The organism is Ruegeria sp. C11, assembly GCF_056537725.1.
The window spans coordinates 98996-114859 of record NZ_JBQFSB010000002.1 but is presented as its reverse complement, the minus strand read 5'-3'; the positions used below and the strand labels follow the sequence as shown (position 1 = coordinate 114859).

The window sequence follows — 15864 nt, the reverse complement described above, 5'->3', positions numbered from 1 at the left end:
AACAGAATCAATCGCCTATCGGCGACAGCATTTTTTCCATCACCTGCTCCAGATTAAAGCTGGCTGCCTTCTGGCGAGGTGGAAACTCCTGGAAGGTTGCCAGGAAATCGCCGACATACGCCTGCGCAGGCACCAGGAAATAGGCCCGGTCCAATAGCCAGTCATAATAGGTGTTCGACGTGCGGTAGGCCCGTTCATAAGGATCCCGGCGCAGGTTGATCATCAGCGGAATGCGCAATTCCGTCCACGGTTCCATCCACGCCCGCAATGTGCCCCACGCCTTTTGCTCAAGGAAAATCAGCTTCCAGTCGTCATACCGCAGCGCGGTCATGTCGCCGTCATCCGAAAAGTAGAAGATTTCCTTGCGCGGGCCCACTTCGACTTCACCCTTGAAATAGGGAAGGAAGTTATAGCCATCCAGATGCACCTTGTATTCGCGCCCGATGGCTTGAACGCCGCCCTGTTTCAATTCCTCTTTGATGTTGTCGCGGCCAACTGCCGCCAGATAGGTGGGCAGCCAGTCCATGTGGTGCATGATCTCGTTCGAAACCGAACCGGGCTCGATCACGCCGGGCCAGCGGACCATGGACGGAACGCGCCATCCCCCTTCCCAGTTGGTATTCTTTTCACCCCAAAACGGAGTCATCGCCGCATCCGGCCACGTGTTCATATGAGGGCCGTTGTCGGTTGAATAGTGAACGATGGTGTTGTCGGCGATACCCAACTCGTCCAGCAGGTCGAGCAACTGGCCAACATGCATATCGTGCTCGATCATGCCGTCTGTGTACTCGTCATTGCCTCGATGGCGCCGATCATCGGCCACGTGGGTGCGAAAATGCATCCGGGTTCCATTCCACCAGACATAGAAAGGCTGACCTTGTTCGTGGGAGCGTTTGATAAAATCGATAGCGGCGTCAACGGTTTCGTCGTCAACGGTTTCCATTCGCTTTTTGGTCAATGGGCCGGTGTCTTCGATGGTACCATCCGCCGAAGACTTGATGACCCCGCGTGGCCCAAATGCTTCTTGGAAGGTACGGCCATCTGCCAGAATCGCGTCACCGGGATAGTCTTCGTTCTCGGGTTCTTCTTCGGCGTTCAGGTGATACAAATTGCCGAAAAACTCATCAAAACCGTGGTTTGTCGGCAAATGCTCATCTTTGTCCCCGAGGTGGTTCTTACCGAACTGGCCAGTAACGTATCCCTCGGCCTTCAACAGTCCGGCAATGGTGGGATCTTCTTCCTGCATTCCAAGCTCTGCGCCCGGCAGGCCGACTTTGGACAGGCCTGTACGGAATACAGATTGCCCCATGATATACGAGGATCGCCCAGCGGTGCAGGACTGTTCACCGTAATAATCTGTGAAAATCATGCCGTCTTTGGCAATGCGATCTATGTTGGGCGTATGATAGCCCATCAGGCCCATTGTGTAGGCTGAGATGTTTGATTGGCCGATATCATCACCCCAAATGACGAGGATGTTCGGTTTTTGCTCCTGCGCAATAGCTGGCAGTGCCATGACTGCCGTAACGGACAGTGCCGCCAATCTTCGAAAATACGAGCGCCAACGTGGCGATGACGGAAACAATTCTGGCATAAGTCTCTCCTTGTAATTGCGCCGACCACTCCGCTGCCGGATGGTCTGTTTTGAGAAGCGAAGGCACGTTGAATAAAAGGAGCCTTCGTAAGAGATTGATTTTACGCGAATTAGCTTAGGTGCGTCTGCGGTAGGAAGTTTACGGTTATAATCCAGTACGTGATTGGAAAACTATCAGATCAAAATATTATTAGAAACGGATGTTTGAGAAATCGTCAAAAATTTAATTTACAAGAACGGCCTTTGTTATTCCGCTGTCAAATCCGAGTAGCGAGTTTAGCAATGTTGCTCACCAGCTCACGATCGATTGCCCCACTATTCACCGCATCCCGCAGTGTCGTGAGCCAGTGGTCGGGCGGGTTACGGCCGGCGGCACGGGTCCATTGTAAATTTTTCAGAACCGACTGCGCCTGAAGTGGCAGCACGTCAGGTATTTCTTGATGGCATAATATCGCCCAGACTCCGGCCCAAAGCCGGGCAACGGACCACGGATTGTACCCACCCCCGCCCAGCACCAGCATTCTTGGTGAAAGCTCGCGTAATTCAGCAACCGTTCGCCAATGAGAAGTGTTGGAGAGTGCGAGGCGCGACAAAGGGTCTTCGAAGACAGCGTCCGCCCCGCATTGGAGCACGATGGCATCCGGGCAAAATGCGTCGGTTGCGGGCAGGATTAGCCGATCCAATATCAATCTGAACTCGTCGTCGTTCAGGTTGCGATGCACGGGCAGGTTAAATGCCGAACCACCGGCACGATCCTCTAGGGCGCCCGAAAACGGCCAGCGTTTGCCCTCATGGACCGAAATCATGCGTACACATTCCGAGCCATGAAAGGCGACTTCGACCCCATCACAGTGATGGGCGTCTATGTCGATGTAGACGACGCGTTGAATGCCTTGATTCAAAAGGGTTTTGATCGCCAGGACCGGATCGTTGAGATAGCAAAAGCCATTTGCCCGGTCAGGCATACCGTGATGGGTTCCGCCTGCCGGATTATAGACCACACCACCTCTGGCCAAAAGTTCAGCCCCAAGAATAGAACCGCCCGCAGCGGTGGCCGGACGCCGATACATTTCCGTGAAAACCGGGTTTGATATTGTACCTAACCCGTGTCGGCGCTGTATTTCAGGCGAAACCTTTTGGGATCTTTCGGCCTGCAGCAGTGCCGAAATATACTCGGGTGTGTGAAATGCCTCTAGCGCTTTGGGTTTTGCGCGCGGGCTTGTGCGGTAATTGTCCTGCGTCAGCCAGCCCATCGCCCGGCAAAGGTCGATTACCGTAGATACACGCGGAATCGCCAGAGGGTGTTTGGAACCATAGGTCGAATGCCGATAGATTTCCGAACCTATGAACAGCGGCGCCTGCACTGCTCACTCCGTATCAGTTCTTGCGGCCTCTTCACCTAAACGGCCATCAAGGGACATCATTATTGCAACGGGTCTGAGAGCCGGGATGTGGCTAAAGATGATCAGGATGCAAACGGTAAGGGGGACACTCAGGAATGCGCCGATCAGTCCCCAGACAGTGGTCCAGAACGTCAGTGCCAGAATGACCAGAAATGTGGACATGTTGAGGGACCGGCCAAGCATTGCCGGATCAAGGAAGTTGCCGATTAGAAACTGAATGGTCCCGCAGCCCAGCACGATGATCAGAAACGGTCCGATGGATTCGAACTGGACAAGGGCAATCAGCGACGGGAAGACCACCGCAATGACCGACCCGATCGATGGTATGAAATTCAGGGCAAATGTCAGAACTGCCCATGTCTCGGCATATTCAAGGCCTAAAGCGCGGAATACGGAATAGCTGATCAGGGCGGTGATCAGGCTGATAAGTGTCTTGACCCCGACATAACGTTGCAGGCTGAACGAAATGGCATCCAGAACCGTGGCCAGTTCGGCCCCCAACTCCGGGCTGCCAGCGGCGAGCCTTATCTTTTTCCGAAAGGCCAATCGTTCTGCCATCAGAAAGGCGACATAAAGACTGATCAGGAAAAACTGGTTCAATAGCGATGTGGCGCTGCCCAGCAGCAGGCGGGCGACAAAGGACATGTCGAGGCTGATCAGATTGTCGCGGATGAATTTTGTCACATCGTTGCCAACCAGTCCGGTAATACGGTTTACAGCGTTGTCGAACTGGCTTTCATAAGTGTTGATGGATCGCGCGAATTGCGTAGCTTGACTGCCCATAATGTACATGATCATGAACAAACCGGCCAAAACCACGGTGACACCAGCAACGTTGGCCAGCCAAACGGGTGCACGTGTCAGGGCAACAACCCGGTCGCTCAGTGCGATGATCAGCACATTGATCAATAGGGCCATGGTAAGGGGTATTAGGAATCCGGCGCCCGCATAGAGGCCCAGTATGACCAGGGTCGCCACAATTGTGATATCCCGGACCAGGGTTAGGTGCAGGCTGTACGTGTATTTGGCGGGTCGTGTCATATTTTTTGCCTGCAGTTCGATCAAAATGGCGGGCCATAGGGCCTTGGACAATAGAACGTCTGAGCGATCCTGCACAGGCGGTTCGGTTTATGCAATGGCATCAGGCGGTTAAGCGGGCGAAATCGTTACCCTTTACGCTTTGATGGGTTCTGCGGGCGCCTGATGCAGGCTAGGGTGGGCGAATGACACGCCCGGCGAATCCCCAATTCGGACTTCCAGTTCAGGCATTGTGGCTGGCGTTGCGCCGTTTCAATGACAAGAACGGCTTTGTCATGAGCAGTCACGTCGCCATGTCGATGATGCTGGCACTGTTTCCTTTTGTGTTGTTCACAGTGGCTTTGGCAGGGGCACTGTCTCAGGATCTGGTGACGGACGAACTGATCGAACTGATCTTTGGGGCATGGCCCAAGGATGTGGCCGATCCTATCGTTTCCGAACTGCGTGCTGTTCTTGCAGGTGCAGGGTCGGGTGCCATTACCCTCGGCGGCCTGCTTGCGATCTACTTTGCGTCGAACGGAGTGAATGCGGTACGCACCGCAATTACCCGCGCCTACCATGACGAGGATGTCTGGCCGTTCTGGAAATCGCGCCTGCTTTGTATCGTACTGGTGATCCTTGGCGGAGCTGCGATCCTTGCTTTGGCTGCTTTTGAGCTGGTTTTACCGGTCTACACTCAACTTGTATCCGAGAATACGGCGGTGAACGTGTCAGAGTGGTTGTCCGTCGACCGGCTGCGCTGGACTTTCACCGTTGCTGTGCCGACGGGAACGGTTGTTCTGGCCCATCTCGTGTTGCCAACGCGCAGGCATAGTCTTGGCCAGATTTTGCCCGGCGTTTTGTTGACACTGGCGCTTTTGGCGGCAGGCGGGTGGGGATTTTCGGTCTACATTGGAAAATTCGCAACGTACAGCGCCACATATGCAGGCTTGGCCGGCGCAATGGCCGCTTTGATTTTTCTGTATCTGTGCGCTGCCATTCTGATCCTTGGAGCCGAGTTCAATGGTGCTTTGATTGATCTGGCCAGCCGAAAAGCTGAGGCTGGGAAAAACTGATGTGCAAGCCAGAAACAGGTGCAGTGAGCAGCGCATGACGACAAGGATATTCTCTTCGATTGCAGTGTTTGTTCTGCTCGCAACCAGCGTATCAGCGCAATCGCCTGAATATGTCGGATCAGAGCAATGTGTGGAATGTCACGAAGAAGAAGCTAACGCGTGGGCGGGTTCTCATCATGCAAAGGCCTGGACCGAAGTCAGCGATGACATGGTTCTGGCCGACTTCGACGGCACGGAGTTTCATCACGATGGCATGACGGCAACCTTCCGACGGAACGGCGAATCCTATACCGCACAGGTCACCGAAAAGGACGGAAAAACAACTGAATACAGCGTGCATTCGGTTGTCGGAGTTGAGCCGCTGCAGCAATATCTGTTTGAAACCGAACCGGGCAGGCTGCAAAGCTTTGATGTGGTATGGGACACGGAGAGGCAAGAGTGGTTTCATCTGTATCCGGATCAGGATTTACCGCCGGACGACGGCTTGCACTGGACGGGACCGTACAAGAACTGGAACGGTCGTTGCGCCGAGTGCCACGCAACGGGTTTTCAGAAGAACTTTGGTGCGCAAACAAACAGGTACGCGTCGACTCAATCTGAAATCGGGGTGGGGTGCGAGGCTTGCCATGGCCCGGCCTCGGCGCATTTAGACTGGGTGGCAGGAAAAACGCCGGAGGATCCGCTCGACCAATTTGGTTTTTCGGTGAATTGGGATGAAACGGAATCGGGAATTCAGCAATGCGCCGGATGCCATTCCCGTCGAGAAGCATTGGAAGATGGCAATCCACTGCCCGGTACGCCTTTTCACGAAGCCTACAACCTCGCGCTGCTCCGGCCGGGATTATATCATCCGGGCGGTCAGATTCTGGATGAAGTCTATGTTTATGGCTCGTTCCTGCAATCCAAGATGTACGCACGAGGAGTTGGGTGCATGGATTGCCATGATCCGCACGGGGCCGATCTCAGGGCCGAGGGGAACGCGATATGCACCCAATGCCATTCGCCGGCAGGCAACCCCAATTTCCCGACGTTGATCAACAAGGCCTATGATGCCGCAGAACATCATCATCATTCCGAAAACAGTGAAGGTGCGCAGTGCAAAAACTGCCATATGATCGAACGAGTCTACATGGGCGTCGATGGCCGTCGGGATCACAGTTTCCGCGTGCCCCGGCCTGATCTTGGTCTTCGAACTGGTTCGCCGGACGCGTGTACGGATTGCCATGAGGACCGCGATCAGAACTGGGCGGCTGAACTGATTGAAGGTTGGTTTCCCGACTCAAGTCACCGGGGCAGGCATTATGGGGCGGTTTTTTCAACGGCCATAGCAAACCCGTCCGAGTCCGCCCCCAATCTTTTGGCAATCGCGCATGATGAGGATTTGCCCGGCATTGTACGCGCAACGGCGTTGTACCTTTTGCAATCTTATGGATCGCCTGACATCGCAGAACAAACTGCGCCGCTGTTGGACGATGAGGACCCGCTGATACGGGCCAACGTCGCGCCGTTACAACGCCACGCTCCGCCTGCGGAGCGTGTGGAACGGCTGGCGCCTTTATTGCAGGACCCAATGCGAAATGTGCGTATTTCCGCAGCAAAGGAATTTCTGACGATTCCCGCAGCGGCGCTTTCCCCCAGCCAACGGGCCCTTGCAGGGCAGGGGATGCGCGATTGGCAGAGGTCGTTGTCAAACCGTCTGGACTTTCCGGAAACACATCTGGTTCTGGGGGGGATGGCACTCACCCTACGTAATCCCGTAGCTGCCGAGCGCGCTTTTCGTGAGGTCGTGAGTCTGGACCCGCAGAGGGCCGAAGCCTGGCCGATGCTGGTTCAACTGGCCCAGATAAACCGGGGTCCGCAAGCGGCGCGCAACGTGCTGCGCGAAGCGATGAATATTCTGCCGAATGATCCCGCACTGAAAGACCTGTCGGCGCAACTTGGACGTTGAATCGGCACGGTCAGGTCTGTTTTGCGCCATTTTCCCCGCAAATTGCTGAGATAGACAGAGGTTAGGAGTGATGTCTGACCGCCTTAGAGGTGCTGTATGTCCAGGATTCAGAATAGTTCGCAAGGTTTTGCTTCGCCCGCTAAATCAAAGGCGGGGAAGCAGAGAATTGAAGAATTGCGATCCAGAAAACCTACTGATGTCAGTCACGGGGATGCGTTACTGTTGCAAGGGTTGGCGGTCGCGTCGTTTCGCGAACAACGTCTGCCCGAGTTGAAGCCGGATCGTCGATAACGGCTTCAGCCGCGGAACCCGGTGGCCACGACGAATTTTTCGGAACTGTCCGACCGGGACGAGGGCGGCTTTACATTCGCGACCTTCTCAAACTTTTGCTTTAGCAGTTTCTGCAGATCGCCTTCGGCCCCTCCGGCCAGAACCTTGGCAACAAAGGTGCCGCCCTGTTCCAGAACATCAAACGCGAAATAGGCCGCTGTTTCACAAAGTGACATGATACGCAAATGGTCGGTCTGCTTGTGCCCGGACGAGGCCGCAGCCATATCGGACATGACCACATCCGCCTTGCCCCCCAGCCATTCCTTGACCGCCTCATCCGCCCCGTCATCCATGAAATCAAGCTGATGAATTTCGGCACCTGCGATCGGTTCAACCTCTTGCAGGTCGATGCCCAGAATCGTGCCGATTTTTTTCCCTGACTTTTCGCCCAGCGCATTCACGCGCTTGACGGCCACCTGACACCATCCACCTGGTGCACAACCCAGATCGACAACCCTTGCTCCGGGGACCAGAAATCGAAACTTGTCGTCCAATTCCATGATCTTGAATGCCGCGCGACCGCGGTAACCCTCGGCCTGTGCACGCTTTACGTACGGGTCGTTCAACTGGCGCTGCAACCAGCGGGTAGAACTAAGCTTGCGTCCGCGCGCGGTTTTTACGTTGACCTTCAGATCACGCTGTCCGCGACCCGACGTGTTTTTTCCGCTAGGTGTCTTTGCCATCAGAATGGTCCGTCTTCCAGTACGCCGTCCGCACTCATCTGCGCATAAAGCAGACCTTCGCGCAGCCCCCGGTCCGCCACGGAAAGGCGATCGGTGGGCCAGAGCCGCAAAAGCGCCTGCAAAATGGCCGAGCCGGACATGATAAGGGCCTGCCGGTCCTCGCCGATGCGCGGGTCACGGCGGCGGCCCTGAGGGCCGAGTTCTAGATAGCCACGTATGACTTTGTCAATCTGATCGCTGGTCATGCGCAAACCATCGACTTTGGTCCGGTCATAACGCTTGAGCCCCAGATGCGATGCAGCAACAGTAGTGACGGTGCCGCTGGTTCCAACAATCTGGAATCCTTCGCGGGCCTGTTCGTCCTTGTAAGGTGCGAAGTCGGCAAGGTTCTCTTCGAAGAACCAGCTCATCAGGGCAAACCGTGCCGAGTCATCCTCAACATCGTGAAACTGATCTCGCAATGTCGCCACGCCCAAAGGTACGCTGATCCAGTCGACGACCTTGGCAGAAGGGAAGGGGCTTTCGACTGTGTGAAACCCGTTGTGCAACCGCATTATTGCCGCAGGCCGGTCCCGGCGTGGGATCGAAGATATATCGATCCAGACCAGTTCGGTCGAGCCGCCGCCGATGTCCACAACCAATAGCTGTTCTGTCTTGGTCGACACCAAAGGCGCGCAGGAAATGACGGCAAGGCGGGCTTCTTCTTCAGGCTGAATGATCTCAAGCGTCAAACCGGTTTCGCGTCTGACCTGTCGGATAAAGTCGCGGGAATTCTTGGCCCGTCGACAAGCCTCGGTCGCGACAAGGCGCATCCGCTTAACCTTGTTCCGCTTCAGCTTTTGCTGACAGATACGAAGTGCCTGAATAGTGCGCGCCATGGACGAACGCGACAGTCGTCCGGTCCGTTCAAGGCCCGCGCCAAGCTGAACGGATTTGGAAAAACTGTCCACCACATGAAAGCCGCTGCCCTTGGGTTGGGCAATCAGCATGCGACAACTATTTGTTCCCAGATCCAATGCGGCATACAGCGCATCGGGATCGGGTCTTGCTGGCACGGGGCTTTCGACCGCTTTTGGGAACGCGCCCGCACCTTTGGGACGCCTGGGCGCCATCTTCACGCCCTCCGATTTCGAGTTACCTCGACCATATGTCGCGGTGTCCGGTCACGCAAGCGGCTCATTAAAGTCATGAGAATTTTGATGTGCCGTGTTTTGACGATGGCAGGTAAACAGTTCGATATCATTGCGGGCAAAAACGTCGCTGAGAATGCGTTGTGTGTCGAAATTCGACTGACCCGAACAACCATAGACGTCTAGATACTGTCCATCAGGCTAGGAGGAATCAAAGCGATGCCCGACGTCACAATTGTTTATTGGCGCGACATCCCTGCTCAGGTCATCGTCGGCAAAGGCCGTCGAGGTGCCAAACGGCAGCTGGAGGAGCGGTTCGAGCAGGCCATTGATCGTGCCGCGATGAAAGTTAATGCAAAGGATGCTGATGCCTATCTGGCCGAATGGCGGAAGGCAGAACCTTTCGAGGTCGAAGGTGATCCGGCAGAAATAGCCGAGGCGCAGGCGCTGCGTCTGGAAACGGAGTACGATCAGGAACGTGTGAAATCCCTGATTGCCAATGACGGTTGGGCGTGAGCCCTTACATTAATGGGAGGCCGCAATGGCTTTGCTGAACTTCAAGAAACGTGATGTGGCTGAAAAGGCCCCGGTGAACCCGACCGTCGAAGCCTTTCTGAAAGGCTATTCGATCGAGGTGATGCCGCGCACCGCCGAAAAGGTCGAGGATTTCCGCGCGCTGCTACCCGAGGGCACCCGCGTCTACATCGCTCATATCGAGGGCACCCCGATCGAGGACATGGTCAAGACCGCCAAGCGGATCGCGGCCGAAGGGTATCCGGTCATGCCGCACTTCCCGGCGCGCATCATCAAGGATGCGGCGACGCTGGAGAACTGGATCTCGATGTACCAGGGTGAAGCCGGTATCGATCAGGCACTGTTGCTGGCGGGTGGGGTTGCAAAACCGCATGGTGACTTTGACAGCTCGATGCAGCTGCTGGAAACCGGCCTGTTTGACAAGGCAGGTTTCAAGCGTCTGCACGTTGCCGGTCACCCCGAAGGCAACAAGGACATCGACCCGGACGGTTCGACCAAGAATGTCGATGACGCGCTGCGTTGGAAGCAGAAGTTCAGCGAAACAACGGATGCGGAGATGGCGCTGGCCACACAGTTCGCATTTGATGCCAAGCCGATCATCGAGTGGGCTGACAACCTGAAGGCCGCAGGTATCGATCTGCCGGTTCATATCGGTATCGCCGGTCCGGCCAAACTGCAGACCCTGATCAAATTTGCCATTGCCTGTGGTGTTGGGCCGTCGCTCAAGGTATTGCAGAAGCGCGCGATGGACGTGTCCAAGCTGCTGCTGCCCTATGAGCCGACCGATGTGATTACCGAACTGGCCGAGCACAAAGCGGCCAACCCGGATTTCAACATCACCAACGTGCACTTCTTCCCGCTTGGTGGCATCAAGACCAATGCCAACTGGGCGATCAATAACGGCGGTGCTTCTGCAGCGCCCGTAAACTCCTAAGGATCGGACATGACCCGTACAGTCGTAGAATCAAAAACAAAAACTGCCGTCCTGGGCTTTGACGAACCGTTCTGCGTGATCGGAGAGCGGATCAACCCGACTGGCCGTAAGAAGTTGGCTGCGGAACTCGAGGCGGGCGATTTCTCGACCGTCGAGAAAGACGCGCTGGCTCAGGTTGCGGCAGGGGCGACCGTTCTGGATATCAACGCAGGCGTCGTTTACAACTCGAACCCCAACCCGAATGAGACCGAACCGCCACTGATGACCAAAATCGTCGAGCTGGTACAGGGACTGGTCGACGTGCCGTTGTGCATCGACTCGTCGGTACCGGGCGCGTTGGAGGCCGGTCTTGAAGCGGCCGAGGGCCGTCCGCTGCTGAACTCGGTCACCGGCGAAGAAGAGCGCCTGGAACTGGTTCTGCCGCTGGTCAAAAAGTACAACGTTCCGGTTGTTGCAATTTCGAACGACGACACCGGTATTTCGGAAGACCCGGATGTGCGTTTCGAAGTGGCCAAGAAGATCGTTGAGCGCGCTGCCGACTTCGGCATTCCTGCTCATGACATCGTGGTTGATCCTCTGGTTATGCCGATCGGTGCGATGGCAACGGCCGGTCAGCAGGTGTTTGCTCTGGTCCGCCGCCTGCGCGAGGAACTGGGCGTAAACACGACCTGCGGTGCATCCAACATCTCGTTTGGTCTGCCTAACCGTCACGGCATCAACAATGCGTTCCTGCCAATGGCGATGGCTGCTGGCATGACCTCGGCGATCATGAACCCGGTCGCGCTGCCGGTCGGCCCCAAGAAACTGGCCGAGAAGAAAGCTGAAGTCGAAGCCAAAGGCATCGTTCTGCCCGCTGACATGGACGACGAAACCTTCTGTCAGCTGTTCAACATCGGTTCGACTTTGCCACGCGCGGGTAAAGAGATGGAGGCCATTCGCGCCGCCAACCTTCTGACCAACAACGACCCGCATGGCGGGGCGTGGATCAAGTTCAACAAGGCTCCCGAGGCCGCAGGTGCCGAAGGAGAAGGCGCCCGCGGTCGTCGCGGTGGCGGTCGTCGCCGTCGCGCCTGATCCGGGTTTCACACACAAACGCAAAGGCCGGGCAGTTTGCCCGTCCTTTTTTCTGTCCGAAGAGCTGTTGCCAAAGCCTGCATGTCCCGGAAGACTAAAGTCGCGCGAGAGACATTGAGAAGGTGGCCAAATGAAACAGCATCGTCCCCCCAGATTGTCGGACGCGGACTTGTCTCTGCGTTTGGGTAAAAAGGACTATTTTGACGCTTTGGCTGAGCTGCAGACGAAACTTTCCCGCATTCAGCAGGCGTTTCTGTTTCATGGCAACAAGGGCGTCATTGTCTTTGAGGGATGGGATGCTGCGGGCAAGGGCGGTACAATTCGCCGTATCAGTCAGGCTCTCGACCCGCGAAGCTTCAAGGTCTGGCCCATCGGTGCTCCGCGCAACTACTATCTCAATCGTCACTATTTGTTGCGGTTCTGGGAGAGGCTTCCGCCTGAGGGGGCAATTTCGGCATTCGACCGAAGCTGGTACGGGCGCGTGCTGGTCGAGCGGCTGGAGAAGTTTACACCAGAACATCGTTGGCGTGCCGCATATCGCGAGATCAATGAATTTGAGCGTATGCTGGTCGATGACGGCACGCGCATCGTCAAGCTGTTCTTCCATATTTCACCCCAAGAGCAGATGGACCGCTTTACGGAACGCCTGCGCAACCCGATGAAACGGTGGAAGCTGACATATGAGGATTTCCGAAATCGCGAGAAATGGAGCGAAACCGAAATCGCTGTGGATGAAATGCTGGCCCGCACTTCCACGGATTTCGCACCCTGGACCGTAATTCCGGCCAACAATAAAAAATACGCCCGTATCAAGGCCATGGAAACTATTGTTGATGTGTTTTCGCAGGATCTGGATCTGTCTGAGCAGCAATTGGACATGCGAACACTGGATGAAGCCAGCAGGGTTCTGGACGTGGACAAGAACCTGATAGAAAGCCTGCGATCCCGTACCGAGTGAATGTGAGTGCGGGATCGATACTCGCTTGAACCTGCCTAGGGTGCGATGCTATCCAATCTCTCGCGGCGGGTATGATGTAATGGTAGCCTGTCAGCTTCCCAAGCTGAACGCGCGGGTTCGATTCCCGCTACCCGCTCCAGACTTTTTCAGTGGTGCTTTAATCGGGCCGACTGGCCTGAAACAGGTTAATCGTCGCAGGAATACGAACGCCCTGTTCCGTTCTGAACTGTTCAAAATCCTTAGCGACCTCGGCTTGAATGGCCGTGGCATCCGCTTCGGTCCCTTCAAAATGCGATATCACCCGCGCGGCAGGGCCGACGCGAGCACATAGCGTGGCTGCATCTTGGACTGTCCCTTTTGGTGTCAGCGAAAGTTCAACCTTTTCCGCATGAATTTGAACCAATCCGGCGTCTGACAACAGGTTCGCGATACGGTCAAGGTCCTGAAACGCCAATGGACCCGGGGCATTGGGGTCAACCTTGGGTGGGGTCCCAAGTCGCCTTGCGGCGGCGACAAAAGGAGTCTTGAACCATAGATTGTCAGCCAGAGGTGCCCACGCGGCGAAGGTCATTTTTGCCTGCGGTTTTAGCGCCTTCGCAATGTTCGCAAAGGCGGCAAGCGTGTCTTCAAAGAACATGACGCCAAAACGTGAAATCGCTGCGTCTCTGTCATTGGCTGGAAAGGGTTCCACTTGCGCATCGGTGACCTCGAAACTTAGATTTTTCAATCCTTTGGCCTGAGCCCGGTTTCGTGCACGTTCCAAAAAGTCGTTTGAGATGTCGATACCCAAGGCATGGCCATCCGAGCCAACACGGTGCGCAGCAGCAATCGTACTGGCACCGGTTCCGCAACCGATGTCCAGGACACGCATGCCCTGGGTCAAGCCGGACCGGTTCAGAACAAGGTCCAGCACTGGCTGCATCAGGTGATCAAGCTGATCTTCGTATGTCAGCCAGCTTGTGCCCGACGCAGAATTTCCCCAGTACTCGGCCTGCTCTTTGTTTGCGAAATCCACGGGCACCTCTTTCGATTAATGGAACTATGCCTTCCGTCTGCGGCGGCGACCTGCTTTTTCCTCGTCTCCGCCAGTATTGAAGGAAGGCGCGGGCAGGGTGACAACGCTGGACAATTCCGGGAACGGGTCCGTTTTATGCGGAATTGCATTGGCCGCAACAAAATGATCCTGAAACTTTGGCTCGATCGCGGTTTCCACCTTGGTGATTTCGCGAACGACGCGTTCGATTTCGGCCCGCGACGAAATATTGCACAAAGCGATCCGCGCGCCTGTGCCGGCTGCGTTGCCTGCGCTCATGACCTTGTCCAGCGGAGCATCCGGGATCATGCCCAACACCATTGCGTGTTTGGTCGAGATATGGGCGCCAAAGGCACCTGCCAAAACCACGCGGTCGACTTTGTCGACGTTCATTTCATCCATCAGCAGGCGGGCACCCGCGTAGAGGGCGGATTTCGCAAGCTGGATGGCCCGAATATCACTCTGAGTTACCGTCACCCGCGGTCCGCCTTCAGCGCTGGCGTCATGAATGAGATAAGAGTGTGTCCGCCCCTCGGGTAGGCAACGCGAAGTGCCCGTTTGTTCGGCTGAACCGATCAAACCGCTTTCATCAAGCAAGCCGGCCATTCGCATTTCGGCGACGGCCTCGATAATGCCCGAACCGCAGATGCCGGTGATGCCGGTGGTTGCGATATCGGCGTCAAAACCTTCGTCATCCGACCATTTGTCCGAGCCTATGACGCGGAACCGGGGTTCCTTGGTCACAGGATCAATTTCGATCCGCTCAATCGCACCGGGGGCGGCACGCTGGCCCGAGCTGATCTGCGCCCCTTCAAATGCCGGACCAGTCGGGGACGAGCAAGCCAGAACCCGGTTCGTGTTTCCCAGCAGAATTTCGGCGTTGGTCCCGACGTCGACGATCAAGACAAGATCCTCGGATTTTCCGGGCTCTTCCGACAGGGCGACCGCAGCGCAGTCGGCACCCACATGGCCTGCGATGCAGGGCAGGATGTATACCTGCGCACGCGGGTTCATCGCGGTCAATTCCATGTCTCGGGCGGGCAGGGACATACTCTCTGACGTCGCCAGAGCAAACGGCGCTTGACCGAGTTCCACCGGATCAAGACCCAGCAGCAGGTGGTGCATCACCGGGTTGCAGACAAACACCGTTTCGACGATCAGGCTTGCATCGATCCCGGCCTCATCCGCAATGGACGTTGTCAGATCGTTGATTGCCTCGCGGACGGCACGGGTCATTTCCTGATCTCCGCCCGGATTCATCATTGCGTATGACACACGGCTCATCAAATCCTCGCCAAAGCGGATTTGCGGGTTCATCAGGCCGGATGACGCCTTGACTTCGCCGGTTTCCAGATCGGTGAGATGCGCCGCGATAGTGGTCGAGCCGAGGTCAATGGCCAACCCGAAAAGGCCGCTTTCGTGCAGGCCGGGCCATATTTCCACGATTCGGGCCACGTCATCCTTATGGCTTTTGTGGACGGCCACGGTGACCTCCCACTTGCCCTTTCGCAGGATCGGCTGAAGCTTGTTCATCAGCGACAAATCTGCTGTGACTGCCTCGATATTCCATTGCTGGCGCAGGGCGCGTTCCAACCTCTCCAGATCTCCGGTTGGTGAGTGCATATCGGGTTCTTCGACGACCACGAAATACAGCCTTGTTGCCGGATCCATCACGATGGCACGCGCGGCGGCGGCTTTGCGGACAACCTGACGGTGGACCTGGCTCTCTGGGGGGACATCAATAACCACATCGCCCTGCACGGCAGCCTGGCATCCCAGGCGGCGACCCGGCTTCAGGCCACGCTTGTCGTCATATCGTTGTTCAACCGCATTCCATTCAGACAGCGCGCCATCACTTACAGTCACGCCATGTTTAGGAAATTCACCATAGGATGGTGTGATCTGGCACTTGGAACAGATGCCTCGCCCACCACAGACAGAATCCAGATCGACGCCCAGCTGGCGTGCGGCTGTCAGAATCGGTGTGCCCACTGGAAAGTGGCCGCGTTTGCCGGACGGTGTAAAGACGACAAGTGGATCGGTGGTCATGAGAGGCCTGCCTTTGGTGTTCGCGCGTATTCCGCGCAGGATATGGCTTTGAGCGAAAAGAGAAAGGGCATTCAGCGGCACGTTTTGTGCGTGTAGCGTCG

Annotated in this window: 13 protein-coding genes and 1 tRNA gene; 7 read left to right on the top strand and 7 right to left on the bottom strand. The window is 56.1% G+C overall.

The annotated features are described in order from the left end of the window. Positions 1 to 7: 7 nt before the first annotated feature. The 3 genes from ACR0NA_RS03850 to ACR0NA_RS03840 all read right to left on the bottom strand — a co-directional run bounded on the left by ACR0NA_RS03850 (position 8) and on the right by ACR0NA_RS03840 (position 4038). Entirely contained in the window at positions 8 to 1516 is a 1509-nt protein-coding gene (locus tag ACR0NA_RS03850; protein ID WP_480726199.1) for an arylsulfatase, read from the bottom strand. A 335-nt stretch (positions 1517 to 1851) separates the two neighbouring features. Beyond that, positions 1852 to 2958: an acetoin utilization protein AcuC gene (locus ACR0NA_RS03845; protein ID WP_480726197.1), complete on the bottom strand. Its 1107-nt coding sequence runs from the start codon at positions 2956 to 2958 to the stop codon at positions 1852 to 1854. 3 nt (positions 2959 to 2961) lie between these two features. Continuing rightward, the gene (locus tag ACR0NA_RS03840) at positions 2962 to 4038 is read right to left on the bottom strand and encodes an AI-2E family transporter (protein WP_170655670.1); all 1077 of its coding nucleotides are present in this window, start codon (positions 4036 to 4038) and stop codon (positions 2962 to 2964) included. Between the two features lie 182 nt (positions 4039 to 4220). On the opposite strand from ACR0NA_RS03840, the gene ACR0NA_RS03835 reads away from it, so the two are divergent. Continuing rightward, positions 4221 to 5090, top strand: a complete 870-nt coding sequence (locus ACR0NA_RS03835; RefSeq protein ID WP_480726194.1) for a YihY/virulence factor BrkB family protein — start codon at positions 4221 to 4223, stop codon at positions 5088 to 5090. 34 nt (positions 5091 to 5124) lie between these two features. Next, a complete protein-coding gene (locus ACR0NA_RS03830; RefSeq protein WP_480726191.1) occupies positions 5125 to 7038 on the top strand; it encodes a multiheme c-type cytochrome in 1914 nt (637 codons plus the stop codon). Positions 7039 to 7334: 296 nt separating this feature from the next. Here ACR0NA_RS03830 and ACR0NA_RS03825 read toward each other — a convergent pair whose 3' ends face one another. Both ACR0NA_RS03825 and ACR0NA_RS03820 read right to left on the bottom strand, forming a co-directional pair. Next, entirely contained in the window at positions 7335 to 8051 is a 717-nt protein-coding gene (locus tag ACR0NA_RS03825; RefSeq protein WP_480449471.1) for an RlmE family RNA methyltransferase, read from the bottom strand. Continuing rightward, complete coding sequence (locus ACR0NA_RS03820) at positions 8051 to 9163, bottom strand: Ppx/GppA phosphatase family protein (RefSeq protein WP_170655661.1); 1113 nt, start codon at positions 9161 to 9163, stop codon at positions 8051 to 8053. The genes ACR0NA_RS03825 and ACR0NA_RS03820 overlap by 1 nt, the downstream gene beginning before the upstream one ends. A 237-nt stretch (positions 9164 to 9400) precedes the next feature. Between ACR0NA_RS03820 and ACR0NA_RS03815 the strand changes: the two genes are divergently transcribed. The 5 genes from ACR0NA_RS03815 (at position 9401) to ACR0NA_RS03795 (ending at position 12820) form a co-directional block, all read left to right on the top strand. Next, positions 9401 to 9697 (top strand): virulence factor, encoded by a 297-nt coding sequence (locus tag ACR0NA_RS03815; RefSeq protein ID WP_170655659.1) that lies wholly within the window; start codon positions 9401 to 9403, stop codon positions 9695 to 9697. A gap of 25 nt (positions 9698 to 9722) precedes the next feature. Beyond that, a complete protein-coding gene (locus ACR0NA_RS03810; protein WP_480726184.1) occupies positions 9723 to 10649 on the top strand; it encodes a methylenetetrahydrofolate reductase in 927 nt (308 codons plus the stop codon). A 9-nt stretch (positions 10650 to 10658) separates the two neighbouring features. Continuing rightward, positions 10659 to 11723, top strand: coding sequence for a methyltetrahydrofolate cobalamin methyltransferase (locus ACR0NA_RS03805; protein ID WP_170655655.1), 1065 nt, complete (start codon positions 10659 to 10661; stop codon positions 11721 to 11723). Positions 11724 to 11853: 130 nt separating this feature from the next. Beyond that, positions 11854 to 12681, top strand: a complete 828-nt coding sequence (locus tag ACR0NA_RS03800) for a polyphosphate kinase 2 family protein (protein ID WP_480726182.1) — start codon at positions 11854 to 11856, stop codon at positions 12679 to 12681. Between the two features lie 65 nt (positions 12682 to 12746). Continuing rightward, positions 12747 to 12820: transfer RNA gene (locus ACR0NA_RS03795), tRNA-Gly, on the top strand. A gap of 18 nt (positions 12821 to 12838) precedes the next feature. On the opposite strand, the gene ACR0NA_RS03790 is transcribed toward ACR0NA_RS03795, so the two are convergent. Continuing rightward, positions 12839 to 13696, bottom strand: a complete 858-nt coding sequence (locus ACR0NA_RS03790; RefSeq protein ID WP_480726180.1) for a class I SAM-dependent methyltransferase — start codon at positions 13694 to 13696, stop codon at positions 12839 to 12841. 24 nt (positions 13697 to 13720) lie between these two features. Then, complete coding sequence (locus ACR0NA_RS03785) at positions 13721 to 15763, bottom strand: ASKHA domain-containing protein (protein ID WP_480726178.1); 2043 nt, start codon at positions 15761 to 15763, stop codon at positions 13721 to 13723. Between the last annotated feature and the right edge of the window lie 101 nt (positions 15764 to 15864).